Here is a 26433-nt window from a genome sequence, read left to right as displayed (position 1 = left end):
TTGGCAGAGATTAAGCAAGCGTGGTGGCTCGCAAAGTTTGAAGTGAAAGAAACGGTAAAACGAATTTGGCTCATGTTGCCTTTTGCAATCATATTTGGATTCTTTTTCACGGTAGCAATTGAGGAAGAGATGAGCTTTTTGTATGACCTGTTTTTTATAATTTGTTTCTGGTGTATGACCTATTGGATGAGACCGAAAGAGATTCAGTTTCAGAAAGTGGATGAAGGTGTCTATGCTTCGCCTTACTTCTTAATGCTTAATCAGCTCGCAGTAAAAAGAGAAGCATTGATTATCAGCCGATATTTGGTTTATTTCATTTTTGCAATCCCGTTTAATATGATTGTTCTAACCATTATGCTTGTCTTCTCAGACTTTTATAAAGCTGAATTGCAAGGAGTTTCAGCAGCAGCATTTTTTGTCATATGGCTGAGTTTCGGGATTATAGGAGGAGCTCTTTTTCCGGCAAGTGATGTTGGAGATACAACAACAAAGAATAAATGGTTTTATGCAATCTATACAATCTTATTCTTTGGTATTCTGCTTGGTGCTATTTTCGGTGTTCATTTTTGGGCTGGAAAGGGCGTTGTGTTCTTGAGTATAGAAGCAGCTCAAAAGTGGCCAGCAGTTTCTATTATCAGCAGTGTGGTCCTTTCAATCATAACGGTTAAATATTGTAAAAAGTATGCTGAAAAGCAAATTAGAAAAATGAATTACTTAAAATAATGAATGTCTATGGAAGGAGGCGAAGACGTGCAATTGCCAATTCGTCTTTCAAAAGACTCCAAAACACCGATCTATCATCAAATTGAGGAGCAGGTGAAAGCGTTAATTGCTGGCGGCCAGCTGCCTGCGGGTACACCGCTTCCCTCAATACGAGCCTTGTCAAAAGATCTTGAAATCAGTGTGATCACAACAAGAAGAGCCTATTTAAATCTGGAGCATGGAGGCTTTATTCAAACATCACAAGGAAAAGGGACATTTGTAGCAGATGTTTCTGCATCCATTAAAGAGGAGGTTAAGGTTTCTGCCGTGTATAAAGCAATTGAGAATAGTGTTGAAACAGCACTTCGTCATGATTATACATTAGAACAGATTGAGGAAGTATTTAAGGAAGTTATAGCTTCCCTGAAAGAGAAAGGAGGAAGCAAGCATGAATGACATAAGGGTGAGTTCCGCAACAAAAATAATAGAAGATTTTCAGCTTGGACCCATTGATCTTCAATTTGAAACAGGAACGATTACAGTGGTTGCAGGTGACAATGGAGCAGGCAAAAGTACGCTATTAAAAATGCTGATGAACTTAGCGCCAGCTGATAGCGGTACGATTGAAATCGGCGGGCAGGTTGTTAGCTTTGAAAATGAAGAGTGGAAGCAGCTGATCACATATCAGCCCCAAACAGTAATAGGATGGGACTTTTTCCGAGGAAGAGAGCTTGTTACTCTAATGTCAGGACTTTATCCAAGCTGGGATCAGAATTTTTTTGACAGAATTGCAAGGTCTTTGAAACTTCCGCTGGATAAAAAGTTTGCGAAGCTTTCGCAAGGGGTGCAGCAAAAACTTTGTCTTGCTCTTGCTCTTGCACGCGATACAAAATTTATTATTTTGGATGAACCAACCGCACATATTGATATTCCTGCAAAAAGAATCCTGCTGAACTTTTTTATTGAATGGATGGATCGTGGAGACAAGGTAATGATTATTTCCAGTCATCAGACAGAGGATATCCGAAAGCTGGCCGATTATATAGCGGTGATGAAAAATGGCCAGCTGATCGGTCATTATGTAAAGGATGAATTGGATGGCTCGTATAGACGATACTGGCTTGAAGAGCCGATCAGCAGCTATTTGCCGGGTGAAGTTAATCGCGAGAATGATAGAGTTATATGTGTCAGCGATCCGGAGTCAGCTGAACAATATTTGATGGCAAAGGGAATCAAATGGCTGCAATCAGAACCACTTGATATAGAAGAAATTATTTCATATATACTCTCAGAGGAGGCGGATTCAAAGTGACGACAGAAACATTAAGAGTTGAAGGTGTCGGGAAGTCGTTTAAAGACAAACGTATTATTAAGGATATTTCTTTTGAAGTGAGAAAAGGGGAGATCCTTGCTATTCTCGGACCAAATGGTGCTGGTAAATCTACGACCATCAGAAGCATTATGGGCATTATGTTCCCTGATGAAGGTTCTGTTACTTTTCATGGATTGAAATCTGGAGAGATTCCTAAAAATAAGATTGGCTATTTGCCAGAGGAACGGGGCCTTTATAAAAAAGTGCCGATTATGGATATTATTCTTTATTTTGCTGAATTGAAGGATTATCCGAAGAAGAAAGCTAGAGAGAGAGCATTATATTATCTGAAAAAACTAGGTTTGGAAGGGAAAGAGAAAAGCACGATTGAGGAATTTTCAAAGGGGATGGGTCAGAAGGTTCAATTTATTGCATCCATTATCCATGAACCAGAATTGCTGATCCTCGATGAACCATTCTCCGGTCTTGACCCGGTCAGCCAAGATGTTATGAAAAATGAAATTAAAGAATTAGCTCAAGCTGGTACGGCCATATTGCTGTCTGCTCACCAGATGAATGTGGTAGAGGAATTATGTGATCGGCTTTTCATGATTCACCGCGGTGAAAAAGTTGTGTATGGCAAGCTTGATGAAGTGAAAGCACAATTCGGCAGCTATAAGTGTACATTACGGGGCCAAAACAGAATCGAAAGTCTAGAACAGCTGCCTCAAGTTCACAGAGTTGAACAAAATGGAGAAGCTTTCACACTTTATTTGCAGCAGGATATTAATCCGGCTCAGTGGCTGCGGGAATTGCCGGAAAGCTTAAATATTCAGGAGTTATCCATTAGCCGCACGTCTCTTCATGAAATCTTTATTGATATTGCAACAGATAAAAATATTATAGAAAGGAATGATGACCATGCGTAACAGTATGAAAGTAGCGAAATGGGAGTTTAAAAAGAATGTTAAAAATAAATCCTTTATCATTTCCTTACTGATTACTCCGCTTATGTTTATCTTGTTCTACTCATTTCCAACCTTATTAGACTCCTTTGAATCAGAACCAGAGGCACCAACTGTTTACATTCAGGATGATTTGCAGATTTGGGAGAGTGTGGGTGCATTTGTTGAGACACAAGGGATTGAATGGGACACTGAAATCACCTCCGAAAACCAGGAAACGATTCTGGATGAAGTTAGAGATAACGAAAATACAGCCTATATTGTGTTCGATGAACAAGCTTTAGAAGAAGGTTTACTGAAGGTTTATTCCAACGAAAGCATGGAGGGGGAATTCAGCCAGGAAGTAAATATTCTGCTTCAGCCTCTGCAGCAGTTTCGGATTAGTCAGTTAAATTTATCTGATGAAGAAGCAGCTTATATTGCAAGAGATCTATCCATTAATCAAACCGAAATGAGCCAAAATACAGAAGAGGGAACAGATCCTCTGACGCGTTTAGTGCCAGGAATATTTGGAGGAGTTATCCTGTTTTCGATCGTTATGACAGGAATGATGGTCTTCCAAAGTGCTTCACAAGAAAAGAAGGAGAAGGTAGCAGAAATTATTCTTTCCTCTTTAATGCCTACTGAGCTTATGCAAGGAAAAATCATTGGTTATTTCGCAGTTGGCATGTCTCAGGTACTGGTATGGGTGATTATTATTCTGCCATTCTTGCTGTGGAATTCAGATTTCCCGATTGCTGATTATTTATTTGTTCCAGAAACACTGTTTTTCGTATTCATCTCTATTCTGGGCTACTTGCTGTTTGCAGCCATTTTCGCAGGTATAGGTGCGACATTTGAAGATGTAGATACGACTAGTAATTTCCAAGGCTTTGTTTTTATGCTGCCATTTGTTCCGCTTCTCTTTATCGGTCCTGTCCTATCAGATCCAAGCGGAATCATTGCGCAAATTGGAACATACTTCCCGCTTTCATCTCCAGGTGTATTGCTTATGAGACTATCCATGCTAGATAGCTGGCCATGGATCGAGATTGGCATCTCGCTTGCCATCTTAGCCGCAAGCATTTGGATTTGCATGAAGTTAGCAGGAAAGATCTTCTCGATCGGAATTCTGATCTATGGCAAAAATGCATCACCAAAAGAAATTATTAAGTGGTTAAAATACTAGCTCCAAAAGAGGCTGGGACATAAGTATTTAACATACCCATAGAACCGAATGGTTAGGAAGTTACCTTTCTAATCATTCGGTTTTTTGTTTATGATTATAAAATATATTTTATGAACATGAGTGAAATGGAGCGGAGGATCCTCGACTCCTGTGGGCAATAGAGGAAAAGGTGAGACCCCGCAGAAGCTTTGCTTCGAGGAGGCTCAGCTTCCTCCCCACGGAAAGCGAGGGTCCGCAGCGCAGGTGGAACGGACTTGTTTAAACACCCAAACCAAGATAGTGAATATTCGTGTTTTAGAAAGATTAATTTCGTTTTGTCTCAGCCTCTTTTTTTGTGAAAAGTTCAATCGTGTGCTGCCTTTTTATTTACAATGGATCCTTGCAAAAAAAAAATATTGATTGGAACGGAATGGTGCGAGACTCCTGCGGGAGGAGTGGGAAGGTGAGACCCCACAGGAGCGAAGGGCGACGAGGAGGCTCAGCACCCGCCCCGCGGAAAGCGAGTACCATGGAGTGGAAATCACTTGCCAACTTAAATGGGTTTCAGTAGTAAGAAATGGAGGAAAGAGATACAATAATAACAATTATGGAAATAGGCAGGTGGCTAAGGTGATTGGATGTATGTGTATACATGGATTTACAGGTGCCCCATTCGAGGTAGAACCGCTTGCTGCTTACTTAAGAGAGCATACGGATTGGGAGATTGCTGTTCCAACTTTGCCTGGGCATGGGGAAAGCCTAAAGCTTAAAGGCATTGAATATAATAAATGGATTCAGCATGCTGAAAATGAACTAGAAAGATTGAGTGCTAAATGCGAAAAGGTGTATGTGGTAGGTTTTTCTATGGGTGGATTAATAGCCAGTTATCTGGCGGTGAATCATAAAGTGGACCGTCTGATCCTGCTTAGTGCTGCTGCTTACTATGTAAACCCTCGGCAGCTCTTGAAGGACGTTCGGGAGATGCTGACAGATGCTTTTCAGGGAAAACTGTTTGAAAATGAAATGTTCGTCCGCTACACAAGGAAAATCAAAGCCACACCGATCACTGCTACGCTTCAGTTCCGCCGTCTTGTTGGAGCGGTAAGACCGATCTTGAATCAAGTGCATGTTCCTACCTTAATTGCTCAAGGAGAAAGCGACGGTGTTGTTCCTCCAAAAAGTGCTGAATTCCTTTATCGTCATATTGGTACAGAAATAAAAAAATTAATTTATATTAAAGATTCAAAGCACCTTATCTGTCATTGCAGTGAAAATGAGAAATTATTTAAAGAAGTATTAGAGTTCTTAGAGAACAAGGGAGAGGATGTTAAAACCTCCTGAGTCGTGCGATCATAACATTGCAATGAACCATTATCGGTGATAAGATTAAAGTTATAGTTTTCACAGGACTTCTCAGAAACCCGGACATACTCCAGCACTAGGAGAATGTCTTTTTTCATGAATAACGGTCTAGGATGACAAACGTCTTCTTGTTATACGTTAGGAGATAAAAAGGTCGGTAAGATCCGATTTTTAATACTTTAAGAAAGTATAAATTATCAGCGCTGAAGAAAATTCGACGCAGTTGCTAACTTGGAGTAAGGTTTAAGTGCAACTAAGCCTTTGTCTTCGCATTGGAGGCTTGCCGGTCGGCAAGTTTTCTTTAACAATAACAACTTTGATAAATGTGCTTTCTGCATAAATTGAAAGGACCTTCGTTTTCTCATCCTTCCTCAAGCGGGTTTCAGTGATCGGCAGCATCCACATGGGAGCAGCTGTTTTAATGAGTGTTCATCCTGCGTGCATCACAGAAAATATTTTTCAATTGATAGAAGGAGAATGAATATAGTGACAAAGTTTCAAGATTTGGGCATAAGCCCGGCTACAATGAAGTCTTTAAAAAGAATGGGATTTGAAGAGGCGACGCCCATTCAAGCGCAAACCATTCCGCTTAGTTTAGAGAATAAAGATTTAATCGGTCAAGCTCAAACGGGTACCGGGAAAACGGCAGCATTTGGAATTCCGATGATTGATAAAATTGATTACGAAAAAAATGTCATCCAAGGAATTGTTATTGCTCCGACTCGCGAGCTGGCGATTCAAGTATCTGAAGAGCTATATAAAATTGGTTTTGGTAAACGCACAAGAGTTCTATCTATTTATGGTGGTCAAGATATTAATAGACAGATCCGCGCTTTAAAAAATAAGCCTCATATCATTGTTGGAACACCTGGCCGTATTTTAGACCATATTAAGCGCAAAACAATTCGTTTAGACAATGTTCACACGGCAATCCTTGATGAAGCGGACGAAATGCTGAATATGGGCTTTATTGACGATATTGAAGCGATCCTTTCCAGCATTCCAGAAGAACGTCAAACACTTCTATTCTCAGCTACAATGCCAGAGCCGATCCGCAAAATGGCAGCTCGCTTCATGAAAGAACCGCAAATTGTACGTGTAAAAGCAAAGGAAATGACAGTATCACTCATCGATCAATATTACATTGAAGTACAAGAGAAGAATAAATTTGATGTGCTGACACGACTGTTTGATATCCAGTCACCAGAGCTTGCGATTGTTTTTGGACGGACAAAGCGCCGGGTTGATGAGCTTGCAGAGGCGTTAACGTTAAGAGGATATATGGCTGAAGGAATTCACGGAGATTTAAGCCAAGCGAAACGCATTTCGGTTTTACGCAAGTTTAAAGAAGGTTCCATTGATGTTTTAGTTGCTACAGATGTAGCTGCACGCGGACTGGATATCTCAGGTGTTACGCATGTTTATAACTTTGATATTCCGCAAGATCCGGAAAGTTATGTCCACCGTATAGGTCGTACAGGGCGTGCGGGTAAAGAAGGTGTCGCAATGACATTCATCAACCCGCGTGAAAAATCCTATTTGCATGTAGTTGAGCGCACAACCAAACGTAAAATGGAACGTATGGATGCTCCGACGCTTGATGAAGCATTAGAAGGCCAGCAAAAGGCTGTCGTTGAAAAAGTGGCGCAAACAATTGAAGAAAACAATCTTTCTTATTACAAGCAAACAGCAGAAGAATTACTGGCAGATCAGGATGCTGTTGCAGTTGTTCAAGCTATGCTTAAGATGCTGACGAAGGAACCGGACACAACTCCTGTTAAATTGACAGAAGAAAAGCCGCTTCCAACGAAACGCGACAGAAAGCCTTATGACCGCAGCAAAAGTTATAATGGCGGACAAAGAAATCGTTCAAATGGACAATACAAACCGCGCCAAGGACATACAGGCAAAAGATCTAATTACAATAACAGTAATAATAAAACAAATTCAAATACGTATCGTTAAAAAGAGGAGAGCCATAAGGCTCTCTTTTTTTTGGGGGGATTTTTAAAAGTTTGAAATGCAGCGAGTATTCTGCCATGCAGGGGATGTTACAGCTAAGGCAGTAATAAGTGATCATTCTGTCCATTATGAGTATAATAATAAACATTAAAGAAATTCCACTAAAGGAATACAACGAACTTATATGTCATGTATACTAAATGTATCAATGATAAGACTTTCAGGAGGTACCGCATGATTACAAAGCCGCAAAAACGGATTTCAAAGAGAGGTTTAAAGGTATGGCGAATTGCGGGCGCCATCCATTCGGTCATTGCTTTTCTCGCGTCTTGGGGAGCAATTGCCTTAACCATTATATTTGAATGGCCGTTTTGGATTATTGGAGCAGCATTAATTTTTTTCGCTGCCTATGCTTATACATTTATTCTGTTAATCCCGAGCCTGAGGTGGAAACGCTGGCGCTATGAGGTGAGAGAAAATGAGATAGAAATTCAGCATGGTGTTTTTGTCATTAAGAGTACACTGATCCCGATGATTCGTGTACAGCATGTGGATACACAACAAGGACCTATCTTGCGCAAATACCGATTAGCAACCGTGGCTATTTCAACAGCAGCGACTGTACATGAGATTCCTGCTCTTGATGTTGATGAAGCAGAGCAGCTGCGGTTTTTTATTTCGAACTTAGCAAGGGTGGCGGTTGATGATGTCTGAACCTAAAAGACTTCATCCTGTCGCAGCGGTAGCAAATTTTTTACAAAGCCTAAAGGAATTGCTGCTGCCCGTCTTTGTTCTCATCATATTTGGCGGTGAAGGGGTATTCTTTCAATTCATTGCTTCTGGGCTTATCATTCTCCTGCTGCTGATATCCGGCATTGTGAGATGGCTGCGGTTCACCTATAGAATTGAAGAAGGTGAACTGCGCATTGAGTCAGGGGTTTTTGTGCGCAAAAAAAGGTATATCCCTTTTGAAAGGATTCAAAGCTTGGATCTTTCAGAAGGAATTCTTCAGCGTCCCTTTAACTTGGTGAAAATGAAGGTTGAGACAGCTGGTTCAAGTGGCAAAGGAGATGCGGAAGCGATCTTAACTGCCATTAATAAACAGGAAGCATCGATGATCCAGCAAGCACTTCTCCATTCCAAAGGTCAAGCTTTGCAGGATGGTAATGAGGAGCTGGCGATCGAGCCTAAAGCAGATATCGTATACAAAATTTCACCTGGGGAGCTGCTGCTTCTTTCTTCCACTTCCGGGGGTGCGGGTGTTGTTATATCCGCAGTAGTAGCTTTTCTTCTGCAGCTTGATGAAGTTCTTCCGTATGAACGGATTTTTGCTCAATTTGAAAGTTTTATTAAAAGCGGGATCTTATTTATAAGCATCATTGTTTTTATTATTTTTTTTATTGCATGGCTTATTGCACTGATTGGCTCCCTACTTAAATATGCTGATTTTACGGTCAAAAAGGTAGATAATGATTTAATTATTACGAGAGGTTTGCTGGAGAAACGGCAATTTACGATTCCATTTAACCGGATACAAGCGGTTAAGATAACGGAAAATTTATTGCGGCAGCCGTTTGGATTTGCCAGTGTATATGTGGAAAGTGCGGGAGGTTCACTGCAGGATGTAAGCAGTTCAAGTGTACTGCTGCTGCCTATAACAAAGAAGAGCCGCATTGCAGACATTCTCAAACCGTACATAAAGGGTTACTCGTTTGAACCTCTATTAAGACCGGCACCCCGCAGATCCTGTTTACGTTACTTATTTCGAGGGTTCTTGACCTCAATTTTACCAATCGTGCTCCCGATTCTTTTTTCACGGCCATGGGGGTACTTTGCCCTTCTCCTATTGCCGTTTTCTCTTCTTCTATCTTATTTAAAATATAAAGATGCAGGATGGGGGATTGATGGGCAGCAATTAACTTTGCGATACCGCGGATTGCTGAAAAATACGGTATTCATGAAGAAGAATCGTATTCAGAAGCTTTCGATGGAACAAAGTTATTTTCAGATAAGAGCTGATCTCGCTACAGTCGATGGGGCTGTGATGTCCGGATTTGGCGGGAGCGGCGGTACTGTCGCTGACCTGGAAAAGAGCGATGTGCAACAAATGTATGAATGGTACTCATATACAGACAAGAGGTTAAGAAAGACTGAAGATTCGTCGTAACCTAAGTTCTTATGCAAACAGTAAAAAAAGCGCTATAAAAAGCGCTTTTTTTATACTATTATTATTTTTTTAGAGTGGCGGCTCCAATAAGGAATCCTGCAAGTAAACCGAATAAATGAGCCGTTATATTAATGTTTGACTGCATAAACGTCATAATAACGGCAATGACAGTGATGGTGATAATCAGCTGTTTATTTTCATTTGAGAGAAGGTCCTTCCGAAATACAATAATCGATGCGAAAAAGCCAAATAAGCCAAAAATTGCACCGCTCGCACCAACATGTATATACGTTAAAGGCTCAATCAGCAATGTGGCAATATTGGCTGCGAGCCCTGCTGCCAAATATAAGAGCACAAACTTTCCTTTGCCCAGCATTCTTTCTAATACTGGTCCGAACAGTACAAGAGAAAAGCTATTAAAAAGGACATGACCAAAGCCGCTATGCATAAAAATCGGCGTAAAAAGACGCCAATACTCGCCGTTTACAATATAAAGGTTTACACCTGCAAAACGTTCCATCAGCCAGCCGGATGGCAATAACGGCAATGCCGTCAGCAGATACAGTATAATGTGAATGGCAATAATAGTTGAGATGACAGGATAGTAGCGGATAAACTCTTTAAAGCTTTCGGTTCTGACAAACATAATAGCCCCCTTAAAAAATTCATTATGAGTCCGTTAATTGATTTAGTACCATAATAGCCCTAATCGGGTAATTCAGCACCTAATTTGCATATTTCGATGAGGAGGAAATAATATGATCATAGGAATCGGCATTGATATTGTGGAACTGCATAGAATTCAAAAGCTGGCAGACAAGCATCAAAAATTCGCGCTGAGAATACTGACAGTCTCAGAATATCAGCAATTTGAGCAGCTGCACGGTGAACGTCAAGTTGAATTTCTTGCAGGAAGATTTGCTGCCAAAGAAGCCTATTCTAAAGCCATGGGGACAGGGATCGGCACAGATCTCTCTTTTCAGGATATAGAAATAATGAAAGATGAGAGAGGAAAGCCATCTATAATGAAACCCCTCCAAAAAGGTGTCCACCTTTCGATCTCTCATAGTAAAGAGTATGCTGTTGCACAAGTTATTATTGAAAATTTATAAAGAAAACAAGGCTTTATGCTAACTCCTTTTAATGATATGTTCATTTGTCATTCTTTTTATGAAAAAATAAAAGCTTGTCATTCCTCCTAGCATATTTCCTAAGGTTGTCTCATATATTCGTAGTGCGTAGAAGAGACAAGGCCAAGGAAACGCATATGGCGAAAAGCCGAATCGAGACAAAAGGGGTTGAAGGAATGAAGAAGAGGTTGTTGCTGCTGCTTGCCGGTCTAGGTATTGTTTTGACTTTAGCAGCCTGTGGCACGAAATCACAGGAGGATGTTACAAAAGAACTTAGCAAAAAAGTGGAAGAGGCTGAAAGCTATAAGGCTAAAGCGAAGATGACACTGCAGATGGGTACAGATCCGCAAACATATGACATCGAAGTCTGGCATAAAGATCCAACTTATTATCGAGTAAACCTAGTAAATGCGCAAAAAGAACAAAGCCAAATGATTCTTCGCAATGATGAAGGGGTATTTGTCTTAACTCCTGCATTAAATAAAAGCTTTAAGTTCCAAAGTGAGTGGCCAGAAAACAGCAGCCAGGCTTATTTATATGAGTCGCTTGTGAAGGATATTTTAGAGGATCAAGAAGCTAAATTTACAGCTAAAGAAGATCAATATGTTTTTGAAACAAAAACAAGATATCAAAACAGTCAAATGCTTCCGACGCAGGAAATTACATTGAAAAAGTCAGATCTCTCTCCTGTAAGTGTTAAAGTGAAGGATACAGAAGGGAATGCACTTGTAACCGTTGATTTCACAGAAATGAAGTTCAATGAAAAATTAGAAAAAGGCGACTTTGATATGAAGAAGAATATGACTACTGCACAGCTTGGAAACATACCTGTTTTAGCAGAGAATCAATCGGATGAATTTTCTGTGATGTATCCTGAATATGAACTGCCAGGTGTCGAGATGCAGGAAACTGAAGTTGACACGGAGGATGGAAAACGAATTATTCTATCTTATAAAGGCGAGAAGTCATATACACTCATTCAAGAAAGAGCAGTTGCTATGGAGACATCCAGCTTAGCGACTTCAGTAAGCGGAGAGCCAGTTGATTTAGGCTTTACAATTGGTGCGATGACAGATAATACCATCTCCTGGACATATCAGGGAGTTGAATATATGCTTGCTTCCAATGACCTAACGGAAGAAGAAATGCTATCTGTTGCCCAATCCGTTCAGGGTGACGTAGTCAAATAGGAAAGAATGTCAGGCTTACCTTTAGCTTAGCAGTCAGGAGTGAACAGGCTGTTTTAAAGCAGGGCAGATCCGTTTTTCATTATGTAAACTGGTAGCAAACAAAGATGCAGTCCATTTCAGCTGGGAATTGGGCTGCATCTTTATTTTTGATATTAAGGCTTTGCCGTTGTTTGCACCTATTCTATAGATCGAGTTATATGAGGGGATTGGTGGGATGTGGCAGATCGGTTTCGGATTGAAGAAAAGGCTCTGTTATATGTTTAGTGTTGTATATTTCGCGGAGTGATTGGAACAAATAGGAGGAGAAGGAATACCGGTTAACTTCCCAAAATATAGATAAATTTAATCATTTTCCTCAAATAAGGAGAAAAAATCTCCGCTTATTTTGCTGGAAAATCAGCTTTTCCTAAAATAGAGGAAATTTGTCCGCTTATTTTCCAAGTGTTGTGAAGTTATCTTTCTCTTCTATAACTATAAAAAATGATTGGACAATGGTATATTGCTTGCCTAATCGCCTTTTCTTATAAATGTCAATGGCTGTGTCGAAGAGTAATAGCAAAGTTCCTGCATTGGATAGTGCTTAAGTGAAAGAGCAGCCTGTTCGTATTATGGCCAGCTGCAGTTGCCCCTTATTATTTCTTGACATTTTACTCTGAGGAGACTGATAATTTAACATAATATTTCACTGCAATGAATGAAGGAAGTGAAGGTGCAGAGATGAATATGAATCATTTCTTCAGAGATACATGGGCAGAAATAAATCTCGATGATATAACATATAATGTAGAGGCAATGAAGGAGCATGTTCAAAGTGGTACGAAAGTTATGGCGGTTGTTAAGGCAAATGCTTATGGGCATGGCGATTTGGCTGTTGCCAGAACCGCCTTGCAGGCAGGTGCTGAGTATTTGGCTGTCGCAGCGTTAGATGAGGCGTTTGCTCTTAGAAAATCGGGAATCACTGCTCCGATTCTTGTAATGGGTGCAGCCAGACCAGAGTATGCACCTCTAGCAGCAAAGGAAAAGATTGCTCTTACCATTTTTCAAAGTGAATGGCTGCAAGAAGCAAAAGCCTTTTTGCTTGATTGTCCTTCTCTTCGGGTGCATGTCAAGTTTGATACGGGGATGGGGCGAATTGGCATTCGTTCAAGGGAGGAATGGACAGAGATTGAGCATTTACTGAAACATAATGAGTTTATTTTTGAAGGAGCTTTCACGCATTTTGCCACGGCAGATGAACTTGAGACAGAGTATTTCACAAAGCAGCTCCTGCAATTTGAAAAGATGCTCTCGTGGATGCAGCATCTGCCGCCACTTATTCATTCTAGTAATAGTGCCGCAGGATTAAGATTTGCACGGGCTCATTTTAATGTGGCCAGATTGGGCATTGCCATGTATGGGTTAACACCTTCAATAGAAATGGAAAAGGTGCTGCCATATCCTTTAAAAGAAGCATTTTCTCTGCACACCAAAATCATACACGTGAAAAGGCTGCAAAAAGGGGAAAAAGTAAGTTACGGAGCAACTTACACAGCAGAGCAGGATGAATGGATCGGCACTTTGCCAATTGGCTATGCAGATGGCTGGATTCGGAAATTGCAGGGGCAAGAGGTGCTCGTGAATGGAATTAGAGTGCCAATTGTAGGCAGGATTTGCATGGACCAATGTATGGTGAGGCTACCGTATGGAATGAAAGTTGGCACCACGGTCACGTTAATTGGGAAACAAGGAAATGAAGTGATTTCAGTCAATGAAATTGCTGCAAAACTTGAAACCATTAACTATGAAGTTACTTGCTTAATCTCAAGAAGAATACCAAGAGTGTATAAGCGGGAAGGTAGCATCATAGAAATTAGAAATGACATTTTAATGTAGAGAGTGTCGGTTATTTTTTGTTTTTCTTGAATAAAAACTTATTTTTTTAGCCGATAATACAGTAGAATTGATGAATAGTCTTTGCAACTGCCCGGAATAATGGTACTATTAGAAATGGTAGATATAAAATGGTGTAGCGATGGTGGAGGTGTATGTTTGTGTCTGAGTCCAGCACAACAACAGAGATTATGGTGGAGCTGCCGCAGCAGCTTTTGACCGAGTTAGACGGCTTCGTAAAGCAGGAAAACGTTAATCGGAGTGAACTCATTTATCAAGCGACCAAAATGTATTTGCGTGAACGGAAAAAAAGACAGATTCGCGAATCCATGAGACGCGGCTATATGGAAATGGCAAAAATAAATTTGACGATTGCATCTGAAGCATTTCAAGCGGAATATGAGGCAGAACACACAGTTGAACGTCTTGTAAGCGGAGGCTAATAAATTGATTGTCAAACGTGGTGACGTTTATTTTGCAGACCTATCCCCAGTTGTTGGTTCCGAACAAGGCGGCGTACGTCCAGTATTGGTCATCCAAAACGACATCGGGAATCGGTTTAGTCCCACAGTAATTATTGCAGCAATAACGGCCCAGATCCAAAAAGCAAAGCTGCCTACTCACGTTGAAATTGATGCGAAGCGTTATGGGTTTGAAAGGGATTCAGTCATCCTCTTGGAACAGATTCGTACAATTGATAAACAGCGCTTAACCGATAAGATTACCCATCTCGATGACGAAATGATGGAGAAAGTGGATGAAGCCCTGCAAATAAGTTTAGGACTCATCGAATTTTAATTATAAATGTGATCGCTCCATAGCAGGGGGCGATTTTTTTTTTAATGATTTAAAAATGAAGGTTTTATAATAGGAAGAAAAGAATATATGGTTAGAGATTTCTTAACCATTTCAGTAGAATGTAAGTAGAAGAATGAGCAAAAACAGTTTGAATAAAATCGTCACGAAAAAATTATGCCAAATAGGTTTAGCCTATAAGTAAAGCGGGTATATAAAAAAGTCATAAATATCATTTTTTTATTTCTGCTTACGAAATATAAGTAATAACTTTGCTATAAAAACTACATATATGTTTGTTTTTTTACAAATTTTGAGTTTGTTTAACAATGCCAAGTATTGGGAAAGTGCATATTCTTTATATGATAAAATAGGGAGGACATAATGAATAGCGTAATCTTAAATTATATTCAAGAAAACAAAGACCAGATTTTTAATGAATGGATAGAGTCCTTGAAGGAAAATGGCGACGAACGTGTTGTAAAAGTTGTCTCTGATCAAGTATTCAATTCAACCAGCTATGAATTTATAGATGTTATTATTGCGAGTGTAAAAAACTCGACGGAGGAATTTACCTCTAGACTATCGAATTTTTCGGAAAAAGTAGTGCGTCTTGGCTGGCCGCTCAGCTTCGTAACAAAGGCCTTAAATATTTTTGGGAAAATTGTTTTCAAAAAGATGCAGGATGAAGGTGTAGTCAATAACAACAATCAAATGGATACCGTTTTTGAATTTGATCGCTGGATGAACCCAATGGTTAACGAGATGGTCAATATGTACTCTTCGACATGGGAAAGAACGGTTTCAATGCAAAAAATAGCTCTCCAAGAGTTATCTGCTCCGCTTATTCCGGTATTTGACAATATAACGGTAATGCCTTTAGTTGGAACGATAGATACTGAGAGAGCGAAACAAATTATGGAGAATCTTCTCCAAGGGACAGTTAAGCACCGTTCAGAAGTGGTGTTAATTGATATTACGGGTGTGCCTGTTGTAGACACAATGGTAGCACATCATATCATACAGGCTGCAGATGCAGTAAGACTTGTAGGTGCAAAGTGTATGATCGTTGGCATCCGTCCTGAGATCGCCCAGACGATCGTAAATCTTGGGATTGACTTAAATCAAATTACGACCAAAAATACGCTAAAAAAAGGTGTAGAAGCGGCACTTGAGATAACAAAAAGAAAAATAGTTAAGGTGGAGGAAGCAGAGTGAGAAGTCCGAGAATACCTATTTTAAAACTGCATAATTGCCTGCTTGTATCCATTCAATGGGAGCTGGATGATAAGACAGCACTGCAGTTTCAGGAAGATTTACTGAATAAAATCCATGTCACAAGCGCGAATGGGGTTGTTATTGATTTAACCTCCATTGATTTTATAGATTCTTTTATTGCTAAAGTCCTTGGCGATGTCATAGATATGTCCAAACTGATGGGAGCTAAAGTTGTTATTACTGGCATTCAGCCTGCTGTAGCTATTACGCTCATTGAACTGGGTATTGGATTAAATGATGTCCTTACTGCCATAGATCTAGAAAAAGGTTTGGAGAAACTACAACAGGAATTGGGGGAGTAACCATGGAAAACCAATCCTGCGTAAAGATCATTAACGAATGGGACATCGTTGCAGCAAGGCAGCTGGGACGTAATGTTGCAAAAGACCTTGGCTTCGGTACGGTCGATCAGGCGAGGATAACAACAGCGATTAGTGAGCTTGCACGGAATATTTATTTATATGCCGGCCAAGGTCAAGTGTGCATCGAGAAGATATTTGACGGGGGAAAAGCAGGGTTGCGGATATTGGCAGCGGACAGCGGTCCCGGGATTAGTGATTTGCGTCAAGTAATGGAAGATGGTTATTCCACTTCAGGTGGACTAGGAGCTGGACTGCCTGGAGTAAAGAGGTTAATGGATGAATTTGTCATTGACTCAGAACCTGGAAAAGGTACAGATATAAAAGCAACCAAATGGCTCCGTTAGGGGGAGTGTAAATGGATTTTCGAGAAATAATTGCGGATAAATACCGAGATATTCTCGTCAATTATCTTAAAGACCAATCGGAGCAATCATTATACAGCAGTCAAAAATTCAGCCGGAAATCAATTGAACATATGATTTCGCCTGAGGAAATTATAAGTATTCATAAGCAGCTAATCGTTGATCTATTTCCAGATATGCAGCCTGAGATTGCTCATTCATTTGATATTCTCTTAGAGGTAATGGTTGGGTATGGCTTTGCGCTTCGGGAGCATCAAAATTTAAAGCATATCCAGCAGGAGCTTAGAAGTGAAATGGAGATTGCTGCAAATGTACAGAAAACGTTATTAGGTACAACCATTCCGGATATTGATTGTCTTGATATAGGGGCGATTAGTGTGCCTGCCAAACATATGAATGGAGACTACCATCATTTCGTGCAGGATGAAAACAATAGTGTAAGTATTGCTATAGCAGATGTCATTGGGAAAGGTCTTCCTGCTGCATTATGTATGTCTATGATTAAATATGCGATGGATAGTTTGCCTGAAAATAGAAAGAATCCTAAAGATGTCCTTGAAAATTTAAATCGCGTTGTAGAACAAAATGTTGATTTAACAATGTTTATTACCATGTTTTATGGAATATATGATACGGAAAACCACGTGTTTTCTTATGCTTCAGCTGGTCATGAGCCATGTTTGTTTTACAATGCCAAAAGCGCTGAGTTTACGGAGCTTCCTGCAAAGGGATTGCTGCTGGGGATTGAAAAGAAGACGAAGTACAGCCAATATGAGCGAAAAGTTGATGTTGGAGATATGATCATTCTTATGTCTGACGGTGTAACGGAATGTCGCACCGAGGATGGGTTTATTGAAAGGGAATCGCTTCTTGAACTCATTAAAACTTTCATCCATCTAGATGCGCAGGATATTGTTAACAGCGTTTATAAAGAGCTTGAAAAAATGCAGGATTTGCAGCTGCGCGATGACTTTACGTTAATTATTTTCAAAAGAAAGGTTTAACGCAGCCCAGATCGGGGTAATAAAAAACATGGAGAAGACATGTATAAAGGTGGGTCTAGTATGAATATTTCTATAGACGTAAAGGAAAATGAAAAACTAGTTGAGATAAAAGTGAGTGGAGAAATTGATGCATATACGGCACCGAAGCTTCGTGAAAATCTATTTCCCCTCGCTGAAAAGGAAGGCGTCCAAATGGTTGTGAACTTATCGGATGTTTCCTATATGGACAGTACAGGATTAGGTGTTTTTGTTGGAGTTTTTAAGAACGTTCGTGCAAATAATGGCGAATTTAAAATCGTTGGTTTATCAGAAAGGCTTAAAAGACTTTTTGAAATTACAGGCTTAGCCGACATAATTGATATTAACAGCCAGATTGAAGGTGGAGTACAATGAACGAACCATTCGATTATATTGAAATGAGAATCCCTGCAAAGCCAGAATTTGTTGGGATCATCAGGCTGACGTTGTCTGGAATTGCAAGCCGATTAGGCTTTACTTATGATGAAATAGAAGATTTAAAGATTGCTACTAGTGAAGCCTGCACCAATGCAGTGCAGCACGCGTATAAGCAATCTGACGAGGGTGAAGTCCTAATTGGTTTTGGCCTCTATAATGACAAGCTTGAAGTTATGGTGGCTGATAATGGAAAAAGCTTTGATTTTCAACAAGCGAGAGAAGGGATCGGCCCTTATCATGAGACAGATTCAGTGGAATTCTTACGTGAAGGGGGACTGGGCCTATATCTGATTGAAACATTGATGGATGAAGTTCGAATTCATCATAAAGAGGGTGTGACGGTCTTTATGACTAAGTACCTAGAGGGAGAGCAGGTGGAGAGGGATGCAGAAACAATCTCAACCTAATCACAGAACAAAAGATGAAATTAATCAGCTAATTAAATCCTATCAAGAATATCAGGATGAAGTTGCCCAGAATACACTCGTATTACAGTACAAAAATTTAGTAGAGTCGATTGCCAGAAAGTATTCTAAGGGAAGATCTTACCATGAAGATATCGTACAAGTCGGTATTATCGGTCTGCTTGGTGCGATACGCCGCTACGATGAATCTTTTGGAAAATCATTTGAAGCTTTTGCGGTTCCGACGATTATTGGTGAAATCAAAAGATTTTTAAGAGATAAAACTTGGAGTGTACATGTACCGCGCCGCATTAAGGAGCTTGGCCCGAAAATCAAAACGACTGCTGAAGAATTAACTGTACAGCTGCAGCGTTCTCCGAGAGTTGATGAAATTGCTGATTATATCGGCGTTTCGGAAGAAGAAGTATTAGAAGCAATGGAAATGGGGAAAAGCTATCAGGCATTATCAGTTGATCATTCTATTGAAGCTGACTCTGATGGCGGAACCGTTACATTACTGGATATTGTCGGAAACGAAGATGATGGATATGAAAAGGTTAATCAAATGCTTGTTCTTGAAAAAGTCCTTCATGTTCTATCTGAACGAGAAAAACAAATCATTCAATATACGTATTTGGAGAACTTAAGTCAAAAAGAAGCTGGGGACAAGCTTGGCATTTCACAAATGCATGTATCGAGATTGCAAAGGCGAGCAATTAAAAAGCTTCAAGAAGCAATTCATTCAGAAACAGATAATTCGGAGTGCCTTTCATGATTGATCGGTTAAACGACAAGGTTGAGGTCTTGGCGTTTCAGACGGCGAAAAAAGGCAAGGATTATTGTGGGGACAGTTATTTTTATATAGCTACTGACGAATATTATATTTGTGTACTTGCAGATGGGCTAGGGAGCGGACAATATGCAAATGAAGCCTCTGCAGCTGTAACGGACATTGTAGAGAAACATCATGACATGGATATAGATTCATTAATGAATCTGTGTAATAAGGCTCTTGTTCATAAACGAGGGGCAGCTGTTTCTATTTTTAAATTCTCTTTTGCAGAGAAAGTACTTACATACAGCTGTGTAGGTAATATCCGCTTTTTTCTATATTCTCAATCAGAGAAGCTTACGTATCCATTGCCAGTAACGGGATATTTGTCAGGAAGAAAACAAAACTTTAATACGCAGCGTTTTAAATACGAAGAGAACTCTAAATTTCTAGTATTTTCAGACGGCATTAATATAACGGGAGTCAAAGATTTACTTAAACCATTTGTGCCGCTCTGCCATATCGCTGAAACGATTAAAAAAGAAAGTGTAACAATGGACGATGATGCCACTTTTATCATTGGCAACCTGCTCTAACTGGAGCGGGTTTTTTTGTATTTTCAGGAAGTCACGGAGGAAATAGACACATCTGCTCATTAGAAGAACGTATATGTGTAACTAAACTTGCAGTTTGAGTAGAGGCTAATCAATTGGTCTATTCTCTCTCTCTATTGAGAGAATAGAATTTAAAGCATATGCTGAGTCTTTTAATACCGATGAAGGAATGTATGAAATCCACTTCATCTTTTGTTAAAATAAATATTAAAAGCAAAATGTGGAGGAATGGAATTGGAAAATCGACAAGAAATCTTGCAGCAAATTGCAAAAGAAGAAGGACTAAATAATAAACAGGTCAACAGTACAATTGCCCTTCTAGAAGAGGGAAATACAGTTCCTTTCATTGCACGTTACCGTAAAGAAATGACCGGGGCCCTTGATGAGGTGCAAATCCGCAACATTATGGAACGTTGGCATTACATACAAAACCTGCAGCAGCGTAAGTCAGAGGTCATCAGATTAATTGATGAGCAAGGAAAGCTCACAGAAGAGCTTTCACAATCGATCCAAAAAGCCGAGAAGCTTCAAGAGGTAGAAGACCTTTATCGCCCGTTTAAACAAAAAAGAAGAACGAAGGCAACCATTGCAAAAGAAAAAGGATTAGAGCCATTTGCAAAGTGGCTTGCCGATTTGCCGCAGAATGTACAAATTGAAGATAAGGCAAATGAATTTCTGTCAGAGGAATTTGAACTGCACACAGTTGAAGATGTGCTGGCCGGGGCAAAAGAGATTATTGCAGAATGGGTTTCGGACGATGCTGAGAGCAGAAAATGGATCCGACAGGAAACGGCAAAAAGCGGAAAAGTTGAATCTAAGCTTAAGAATCAGGAAAACGATGAGAAAAATGTGTTTGAAATGTACTATGAGTACGGGGAGCCGATCAGCAAGATTGTTCCCCATCGTACATTAGCACTAAACCGTGGTGAAAAAGAAGATGTGCTGCGAATTAACATTAAACCAAATGATGAAGTGGTTGTCGGGTATTTATTGAAGAAGTGGATAACTGATGACCGATCTCCTGCTGCAATTTATCTAAAAGAAGCAGTTGAGGACAGCTATAAACGATTTATTCAGCCATCCATCGAGAGAGAAATACGTGCGGAGCTAACAGAGAAAGCAGAAGAGCAGGCAATTCGAATTTTCTCAGAGAATCTTCGCAAGTTACTGCTGCAGCCGCCGCTAAAAGGAAAGGTTGTCCTGGCGGTTGATCCGGCTTATCGGACAGGATGTAAACTTGCAGTGGTTGACGAAACCGGCAAGGTATTAAAAATAGATGTCATTTATCCGCATCCGCCTGTTTCTAAAAGAAAAGAAGCAAGTTCTAAAGTCGTTGATATCTTAAAGACATTCCGTGTAGAAATGGTTGCAATTGGTAACGGAACGGCTTCAAGGGAAACAGAGCAATTTATTGCCGATATTTTAAAAGAAGTAAATGAAGAGATATATTATCTCATTGTAAATGAAGCCGGAGCGAGTGTTTATTCTGCTTCAGATCTTGCGAGGGAAGAATTTCCGAATTTGCAGGTAGAAGAAAGAAGTGCTGTATCCATTGGACGCCGCCTTCAAGATCCACTGGCAGAGTTGGTGAAAATTGATCCGAAATCGGTAGGAGTAGGTCAGTATCAGCATGATGTTTCACAAAAGAAATTGAGTGAATCTTTAACATTCGTTGTTGAGACAGCCGTTAACCAAGTGGGTGTAAACGTAAATACAGCCTCTTCTTCATTGCTTCAGTATGTTGCAGGTCTTTCAAAAACAGTGGCAAACAATATCATTAAAAAACGAGAAGAAGAAGGGAAGTTCCTGCAGCGAAGCCAGCTAAAAAAAATCCCGCGTCTTGGTGCGAAAACGTATGAGCAGGCGATTGGTTTTTTGAGGATCTTAGATGGTTCAGAGCCTCTTGACCGCACCAGTATTCATCCGGAATCGTATCCGGAAGTAATGAAATTGCTGCAGAGTTTAGGTTTTTCTACTGCAGATCTCGGTTCAACGGCACTTGTTGATGAATTAAAGGGATTAGATATAGAAAAAACGGCTGATGAGTTAGGGGTTGGTGTGCCGACGCTTAAAGATATTATTGAGGCACTTGTACGTCCTGCCAGAGACCCGAGGGACGATTTGGCGAAACCATTACTAAAAAAGGATGTCCTGCAGCTTGAGGATTTGGAAACAGGAATGGAACTCCAAGGCACAGTCCGCAATGTGGTCGATTTTGGGGCGTTCGTAGATATCGGAGTAAAACAAGATGGGCTTGTTCATATCTCAAAGCTCAGCAAACAGTTCGTCAAGCATCCGCTCAATGTTGTTTCTGTTGGAGATGTTGTGACGGTTTGGGTTGATTCAGTGGATAAAAATAAAGGCAGAGTGGCTTTAACAATGCTTAAGCCTTAATGAAAAAGAGGGTGATTCTGGGCAGGTTTGCTTAGAATCACTCTCTTTTCTGATAGTATGAATTAGCATTGTCGTTTTTGCTTACATAAGGATAAAAGATATAAGCGCAGCTAGTAGCTTGAATATCTCTTCGAATACCTATCTTATATGAATTTTAAGATTTATTAGTACTGTGTAAAATTGAGATAGCAAAAGAATGCAAGGTACTATTAAAAATACTTTTTTCGATAAAAGTACCAGCACTGATTTAATAACTTTATCTGGTACCGATCTTTTTCATAAAAAGCTCGCTGAATTTGATTTTGAAACCATACAGGCATGATGATTCCTCCAATATGTTTCATTCGCAGTTCTCTGGGGTCTTATAATGTATGCTATAATAGGTTGTCATGTTTACAAGTTTAAAAGGGGATTTTCAAATGGAACAAGCAGAATTGCAAAAGCTGGTTGAAACGATATCACTTGAAAGTTTTCAAAAGCCATTTCGGCATAAAGCTTTTTTTAATAACCGCCTTCGGACAACAGGCGGAAGGTATATGCTGAAGGATCATCGAATTGAATTAAATAAAAAGTATCTAGAACAATTCGGTGTCGAAGAATTAATTGGCATTATCAAACATGAACTTTGCCATTATCATTTGCATTTAGAAGGCAAAGGTTATAAACATCGAGATCAGGATTTCCGGGCATTGATGAAAAAAGTAGGAGCTCCGCGGTTTTGTTCTACTTTACCTGTGCATACTAGCAAAAGCAGAAAGCAAGTTTTGTACCGCTGTCAGAATTGCGGTCACTTATATGAAAGAAGACGAAAGATTGACACACGGAAATATGTTTGCGGCAAATGTAAAGGGAAGTTAGGCTTCGTTAAGGAAACTACTTTAATTGAGCAATAGTATTAAGAAAACAGTCAGGTGAAAATATCTTGAAAACATGCTTGACTTTTAAAATAGCGGTCATTATAATGTAAAGAGTCGATAAGATGTTAGTGTTATTCCGCAGTAGCTCAGTGGTAGAGCATTCGGCTGTTAACCGAACGGTCGCAGGTTCGAATCCTGCCTGCGGAGCCATTATGGGGAAGTACTCAAGTGGCTGAAGAGGCGCCCCTGCTAAGGGTGTAGGTCGCGTAAGCGGCGCGAGGGTTCAAATCCCTCCTTCTCCGCCAGTTTATTTTTTTTGGCCCGTTGGTCAAGCGGTTAAGACACCGCCCTTTCACGGCGGTAACACGGGTTCGAATCCCGTACGGGTCACTTTAATATACCGGATGCATCACATGGTCCTGTGGTGTAGCGGTTAACATGCCTGCCTGTCACGCAGGAGATCGCGGGTTCGATTCCCGTCGGGACCGCCATTCTAATAATGGGCTATAGCCAAGCGGTAAGGCAACGGACTTTGACTCCGTCATGCGTAGGTTCGAATCCTGCTAGCCCAGCCATTATTTTTTTGAGCCATTAGCTCAGTCGGTAGAGCATCTGACTTTTAATCAGAGGGTCGAAGGTTCGAGTCCTTCATGGCTCACCATTTTCAATTTAATATGCGGGTGTGGCGGAATTGGCAGACGCACCAGACTTAGGATCTGGCGCCGCAAGGCGTGGGGGTTCGACTCCCTTCACCCGCACTTCTACTTTAATCTTAAAAAAGTGCTTGCGCTGGATAAAACATTGTGTTATGATTGATCTTGTCGCTCTTAATGAGCGGTCGTGGCGGAATGGCAGACGCGCTAGGTTGAGGGCCTAGTGGGAGTTAATCCCGTGGAGGTTCAAGTCCTCTCGGCCGCACCAAAAAAAAGTTGTTGACAAGAACAATACGATGTGATAAGATATAAAAGTTGCTTTAGAAATATGTGCGCCCGTAGCTCAATTGGATAGAGCGTCTGACTACGGATCAGAAGGTTATGGGTTCGACTCCTTTCGGGCGCGCCATTTATACGGGGAGTAGCTCAGCTTGGTAGAGCACTTGGTTTGGGACCAAGGGGTCGCAGGTTCGAATCCTGTCTTCCCGACCATCGAGTCTTCCTAAAAAATATCATTATTATAATGCGGGTGTAGTTTAGTGGTAAAACCTCAGCCTTCCAAGCTGATGATGAGGGTTCGATTCCCTTCACCCGCTCCAAAAATTGCTCTTTGAAAACTGAACGAACAATAAAACGTCAACGTTTAAAAAAGATTCTTCGGAATCAACAATGTACATTATGTACACAAGAGCTAATCAACTCTTTCTTGGAGAGTTTGATCCTGGCTCAGGACGAACGCTGGCGGCGTGCCTAATACATGCAAGTCGAGCGGACGGATGGGAGCTTGCTCCCTGAAGTCAGCGGCGGACGGGTGAGTAACACGTGGGCAACCTGCCTGTAAGACTGGGATAACTTCGGGAAACCGGAGCTAATACCGGATAATGCTTTTGGACTCATGTCCTTAAGCTGAAAGATGGTTTCGGCTATCACTTACAGATGGGCCCGCGGCGCATTAGCTAGTTGGTGAGGTAACGGCTCACCAAGGCAACGATGCGTAGCCGACCTGAGAGGGTGATCGGCCACACTGGGACTGAGACACGGCCCAGACTCCTACGGGAGGCAGCAGTAGGGAATCTTCCGCAATGGACGAAAGTCTGACGGAGCAACGCCGCGTGAGTGATGAAGGTTTTCGGATCGTAAAACTCTGTTGTTAGGGAAGAACAAGTACCGGAGTAACTGCCGGTACCTTGACGGTACCTAACCAGAAAGCCACGGCTAACTACGTGCCAGCAGCCGCGGTAATACGTAGGTGGCAAGCGTTGTCCGGAATTATTGGGCGTAAAGCGCGCGCAGGCGGTCCTTTAAGTCTGATGTGAAAGCCCACGGCTCAACCGTGGAGGGTCATTGGAAACTGGGGGACTTGAGTGCAGAAGAGGAGAGTGGAATTCCACGTGTAGCGGTGAAATGCGTAGAGATGTGGAGGAACACCAGTGGCGAAGGCGACTCTCTGGTCTGTAACTGACGCTGAGGCGCGAAAGCGTGGGGAGCGAACAGGATTAGATACCCTGGTAGTCCACGCCGTAAACGATGAGTGCTAAGTGTTAGAGGGTTTCCGCCCTTTAGTGCTGCAGCAAACGCATTAAGCACTCCGCCTGGGGAGTACGGCCGCAAGGCTGAAACTCAAAGGAATTGACGGGGGCCCGCACAAGCGGTGGAGCATGTGGTTTAATTCGAAGCAACGCGAAGAACCTTACCAGGTCTTGACATCCTCTGACACTCCTAGAGATAGGACGTTCCCCTTCGGGGGACAGAGTGACAGGTGGTGCATGGTTGTCGTCAGCTCGTGTCGTGAGATGTTGGGTTAAGTCCCGCAACGAGCGCAACCCTTGATCTTAGTTGCCAGCATTCAGTTGGGCACTCTAAGGTGACTGCCGGTGACAAACCGGAGGAAGGTGGGGATGACGTCAAATCATCATGCCCCTTATGACCTGGGCTACACACGTGCTACAATGGATGGTACAAAGGGCTGCAAGACCGCGAGGTTTAGCCAATCCCATAAAACCATTCTCAGTTCGGATTGCAGGCTGCAACTCGCCTGCATGAAGCCGGAATCGCTAGTAATCGCGGATCAGCATGCCGCGGTGAATACGTTCCCGGGCCTTGTACACACCGCCCGTCACACCACGAGAGTTTGTAACACCCGAAGTCGGTGGGGTAACCTTTTGGAGCCAGCCGCCTAAGGTGGGACAGATGATTGGGGTGAAGTCGTAACAAGGTAGCCGTATCGGAAGGTGCGGCTGGATCACCTCCTTTCTAAGGATGAAATGAAGTTTATCTTCATTAAAAGACGTCTTTATTTGTTCGTTCAGTTTTGAGAGAGCAATCTCTCTGGGTTAGTATTTTGAAAAAGAATACTAACTTAAATACATTGCTCCTGCGCCGCAGTAGTTCGAGGAAGTTAATCCTCAGCTCGTCGCAAGGCAGCATGAAGAATAGCTGCGATGGCTAATCACGATGTGATTGAAATCAGTGGCCTTGTTCCTTGAAAACTAGATAATGCAATATAGAAGAAGATTACCAAGTAATCGCCATCTTAGTTTTTTCTCTCTTATTTAGAAACTAATCTTTAGTAACGAAGTAAGAGCAGTAACCATGAGGGTAATGAGCGACAAGGAGATCAAGGAAGCGACGGAGCGAGCACCGGAGCGTACTTCGTACGTGAGGAGCAGAGTGACA

At 41.2% G+C, this 26433-nt stretch carries 26 protein-coding genes, 11 tRNA genes and 1 rRNA gene; 36 read left to right on the top strand and 2 right to left on the bottom strand.

Annotated features, from left to right (window positions below; genetic code table 11):
- From B7E07_RS21375 to B7E07_RS21330, 9 genes are all read left to right on the top strand, one after another.
- Positions 1–723, top strand: a complete 723-nt coding sequence (locus tag B7E07_RS21375) for a hypothetical protein (RefSeq protein ID WP_080848801.1) — start codon at positions 1–3, stop codon at positions 721–723.
- Between the two features lie 27 nt (positions 724–750).
- Complete coding sequence (locus B7E07_RS21370; protein WP_080848800.1) at positions 751–1158, top strand: GntR family transcriptional regulator; 408 nt, start codon at positions 751–753, stop codon at positions 1156–1158.
- On the top strand, positions 1151–2014 hold the full coding sequence (locus B7E07_RS21365; RefSeq protein WP_080848799.1) for an ATP-binding cassette domain-containing protein: 864 nt from the start codon (positions 1151–1153) through the stop codon (positions 2012–2014). Before B7E07_RS21370 ends, B7E07_RS21365 begins: the two co-directional genes overlap by 8 nt.
- On the top strand, positions 2011–2943 hold the full coding sequence (locus B7E07_RS21360; RefSeq protein ID WP_080848798.1) for an ABC transporter ATP-binding protein: 933 nt from the start codon (positions 2011–2013) through the stop codon (positions 2941–2943). The genes B7E07_RS21365 and B7E07_RS21360 overlap by 4 nt, the downstream gene beginning before the upstream one ends.
- Entirely contained in the window at positions 2936–4147 is a 1212-nt protein-coding gene (locus B7E07_RS21355; RefSeq protein ID WP_080848797.1) for an ABC transporter permease, read from the top strand. The genes B7E07_RS21360 and B7E07_RS21355 overlap by 8 nt, the downstream gene beginning before the upstream one ends.
- 609 nt (positions 4148–4756) lie before the next feature.
- Positions 4757–5467, top strand: a complete 711-nt coding sequence (locus tag B7E07_RS21345; protein ID WP_176215263.1) for an alpha/beta hydrolase — start codon at positions 4757–4759, stop codon at positions 5465–5467.
- Between the two features lie 507 nt (positions 5468–5974).
- Complete coding sequence (locus B7E07_RS21340; RefSeq protein WP_080848794.1) at positions 5975–7453, top strand: DEAD/DEAH box helicase; 1479 nt, start codon at positions 5975–5977, stop codon at positions 7451–7453.
- A 231-nt stretch (positions 7454–7684) separates the two neighbouring features.
- A complete protein-coding gene (locus B7E07_RS21335) occupies positions 7685–8164 on the top strand; it encodes a PH domain-containing protein (protein ID WP_080848793.1) in 480 nt (159 codons plus the stop codon).
- The gene (locus B7E07_RS21330) at positions 8154–9617 is read left to right on the top strand and encodes a PH domain-containing protein (RefSeq protein WP_306807574.1); all 1464 of its coding nucleotides are present in this window, start codon (positions 8154–8156) and stop codon (positions 9615–9617) included. The genes B7E07_RS21335 and B7E07_RS21330 overlap by 11 nt, the downstream gene beginning before the upstream one ends.
- A gap of 61 nt (positions 9618–9678) precedes the next feature.
- On the opposite strand, the gene B7E07_RS21325 is transcribed toward B7E07_RS21330, so the two are convergent.
- Positions 9679–10263: a rhomboid family intramembrane serine protease gene (locus tag B7E07_RS21325; protein ID WP_080848792.1), complete on the bottom strand. Its 585-nt coding sequence runs from the start codon at positions 10261–10263 to the stop codon at positions 9679–9681.
- A 112-nt stretch (positions 10264–10375) separates the two neighbouring features.
- On the opposite strand from B7E07_RS21325, the gene acpS reads away from it, so the two are divergent.
- From acpS to B7E07_RS21255, 14 genes are all read left to right on the top strand, one after another.
- Positions 10376–10729 carry a holo-ACP synthase gene (acpS, locus tag B7E07_RS21320; protein WP_080848791.1) on the top strand — a complete coding sequence of 118 codons (354 nt, stop codon included), beginning with the start codon at positions 10376–10378 and terminating at the stop codon, positions 10727–10729.
- A 194-nt stretch (positions 10730–10923) separates the two neighbouring features.
- Positions 10924–11937 carry a LolA family protein gene (locus B7E07_RS21315; RefSeq protein WP_080849325.1) on the top strand — a complete coding sequence of 338 codons (1014 nt, stop codon included), beginning with the start codon at positions 10924–10926 and terminating at the stop codon, positions 11935–11937.
- Between the two features lie 690 nt (positions 11938–12627).
- Positions 12628–13809 carry an alanine racemase gene (alr, locus tag B7E07_RS21310; protein WP_257391512.1) on the top strand — a complete coding sequence of 394 codons (1182 nt, stop codon included), beginning with the start codon at positions 12628–12630 and terminating at the stop codon, positions 13807–13809.
- 158 nt (positions 13810–13967) lie between these two features.
- Entirely contained in the window at positions 13968–14249 is a 282-nt protein-coding gene (locus tag B7E07_RS21305) for a CopG family ribbon-helix-helix protein (RefSeq protein WP_066451796.1), read from the top strand.
- A gap of 4 nt (positions 14250–14253) precedes the next feature.
- The gene (ndoA, locus tag B7E07_RS21300; protein ID WP_019156408.1) at positions 14254–14604 is read left to right on the top strand and encodes a type II toxin-antitoxin system endoribonuclease NdoA; all 351 of its coding nucleotides are present in this window, start codon (positions 14254–14256) and stop codon (positions 14602–14604) included.
- Between the two features lie 381 nt (positions 14605–14985).
- Entirely contained in the window at positions 14986–15819 is an 834-nt protein-coding gene (locus tag B7E07_RS21295; protein WP_080848790.1) for an RsbT co-antagonist protein RsbRA, read from the top strand.
- Complete coding sequence (locus tag B7E07_RS21290; RefSeq protein WP_066450646.1) at positions 15816–16181, top strand: STAS domain-containing protein; 366 nt, start codon at positions 15816–15818, stop codon at positions 16179–16181. Before B7E07_RS21295 ends, B7E07_RS21290 begins: the two co-directional genes overlap by 4 nt.
- A gap of 2 nt (positions 16182–16183) precedes the next feature.
- Positions 16184–16585 carry an anti-sigma regulatory factor gene (locus B7E07_RS21285; RefSeq protein ID WP_080848789.1) on the top strand — a complete coding sequence of 134 codons (402 nt, stop codon included), beginning with the start codon at positions 16184–16186 and terminating at the stop codon, positions 16583–16585.
- A gap of 11 nt (positions 16586–16596) precedes the next feature.
- Entirely contained in the window at positions 16597–17607 is a 1011-nt protein-coding gene (locus B7E07_RS21280; protein WP_080848788.1) for a PP2C family protein-serine/threonine phosphatase, read from the top strand.
- A gap of 60 nt (positions 17608–17667) precedes the next feature.
- Entirely contained in the window at positions 17668–18000 is a 333-nt protein-coding gene (locus B7E07_RS21275; RefSeq protein ID WP_080848787.1) for an anti-sigma factor antagonist, read from the top strand.
- The gene (gene rsbW, locus B7E07_RS21270) at positions 17997–18470 is read left to right on the top strand and encodes an anti-sigma B factor RsbW (protein WP_080848786.1); all 474 of its coding nucleotides are present in this window, start codon (positions 17997–17999) and stop codon (positions 18468–18470) included. Before B7E07_RS21275 ends, rsbW begins: the two co-directional genes overlap by 4 nt.
- Positions 18448–19242 carry an RNA polymerase sigma factor SigB gene (gene sigB, locus B7E07_RS21265; RefSeq protein ID WP_080848785.1) on the top strand — a complete coding sequence of 265 codons (795 nt, stop codon included), beginning with the start codon at positions 18448–18450 and terminating at the stop codon, positions 19240–19242. The genes rsbW and sigB overlap by 23 nt, the downstream gene beginning before the upstream one ends.
- Positions 19239–19835, top strand: a complete 597-nt coding sequence (locus B7E07_RS21260) for a PP2C family serine/threonine-protein phosphatase (RefSeq protein WP_080848784.1) — start codon at positions 19239–19241, stop codon at positions 19833–19835. Before sigB ends, B7E07_RS21260 begins: the two co-directional genes overlap by 4 nt.
- A 246-nt stretch (positions 19836–20081) precedes the next feature.
- Positions 20082–22247, top strand: a complete 2166-nt coding sequence (locus B7E07_RS21255; RefSeq protein ID WP_080848783.1) for a Tex family protein — start codon at positions 20082–20084, stop codon at positions 22245–22247.
- A 209-nt stretch (positions 22248–22456) separates the two neighbouring features.
- Here the strand turns inward: B7E07_RS21255 and cmpA are convergent, their stop codons facing one another.
- Positions 22457–22567 (bottom strand): cortex morphogenetic protein CmpA, encoded by a 111-nt coding sequence (cmpA, locus tag B7E07_RS23425; RefSeq protein WP_139785680.1) that lies wholly within the window; start codon positions 22565–22567, stop codon positions 22457–22459.
- A 99-nt stretch (positions 22568–22666) separates the two neighbouring features.
- On the opposite strand from cmpA, the gene B7E07_RS21250 reads away from it, so the two are divergent.
- The 13 genes from B7E07_RS21250 to B7E07_RS21190 all read left to right on the top strand — a co-directional run bounded on the left by B7E07_RS21250 (position 22667) and on the right by B7E07_RS21190 (position 26010).
- A complete protein-coding gene (locus B7E07_RS21250; protein WP_080848782.1) occupies positions 22667–23140 on the top strand; it encodes a SprT family protein in 474 nt (157 codons plus the stop codon).
- A 99-nt stretch (positions 23141–23239) separates the two neighbouring features.
- Positions 23240–23314: transfer RNA gene (locus B7E07_RS21245), tRNA-Asn, on the top strand.
- Between the two features lie 4 nt (positions 23315–23318).
- Positions 23319–23409 (top strand) — tRNA-Ser (locus tag B7E07_RS21240).
- 13 nt (positions 23410–23422) lie between these two features.
- Positions 23423–23494, top strand: a tRNA-Glu gene (locus B7E07_RS21235).
- Between the two features lie 25 nt (positions 23495–23519).
- Positions 23520–23595, top strand: a tRNA-Asp gene (locus tag B7E07_RS21230).
- Positions 23596–23604: 9 nt separating this feature from the next.
- Positions 23605–23679, top strand: a tRNA-Gln gene (locus tag B7E07_RS21225).
- 10 nt (positions 23680–23689) lie between these two features.
- Positions 23690–23765 (top strand) — tRNA-Lys (locus B7E07_RS21220).
- Between the two features lie 15 nt (positions 23766–23780).
- Positions 23781–23862 (top strand) — tRNA-Leu (locus B7E07_RS21215).
- Between the two features lie 76 nt (positions 23863–23938).
- Positions 23939–24025: transfer RNA gene (locus tag B7E07_RS21210), tRNA-Leu, on the top strand.
- 64 nt (positions 24026–24089) lie between these two features.
- Positions 24090–24166: transfer RNA gene (locus tag B7E07_RS21205), tRNA-Arg, on the top strand.
- A 6-nt stretch (positions 24167–24172) separates the two neighbouring features.
- Positions 24173–24249: transfer RNA gene (locus B7E07_RS21200), tRNA-Pro, on the top strand.
- A gap of 33 nt (positions 24250–24282) precedes the next feature.
- Positions 24283–24356, top strand: a tRNA-Gly gene (locus tag B7E07_RS21195).
- A gap of 104 nt (positions 24357–24460) precedes the next feature.
- Positions 24461–26010, top strand: a 16S ribosomal RNA gene (locus B7E07_RS21190).
- The last annotated feature ends 423 nt before the right edge of the window (positions 26011–26433 follow it).

It is taken from the genome of Cytobacillus gottheilii (assembly GCF_900166665.1).
Lineage (GTDB): Bacteria > Bacillota > Bacilli > Bacillales > Cytobacillaceae > Cytobacillus > Cytobacillus gottheilii_A.
Note: the sequence above shows the minus strand (reverse complement) of the source record. Positions and strands in the feature narration are given on the sequence as shown.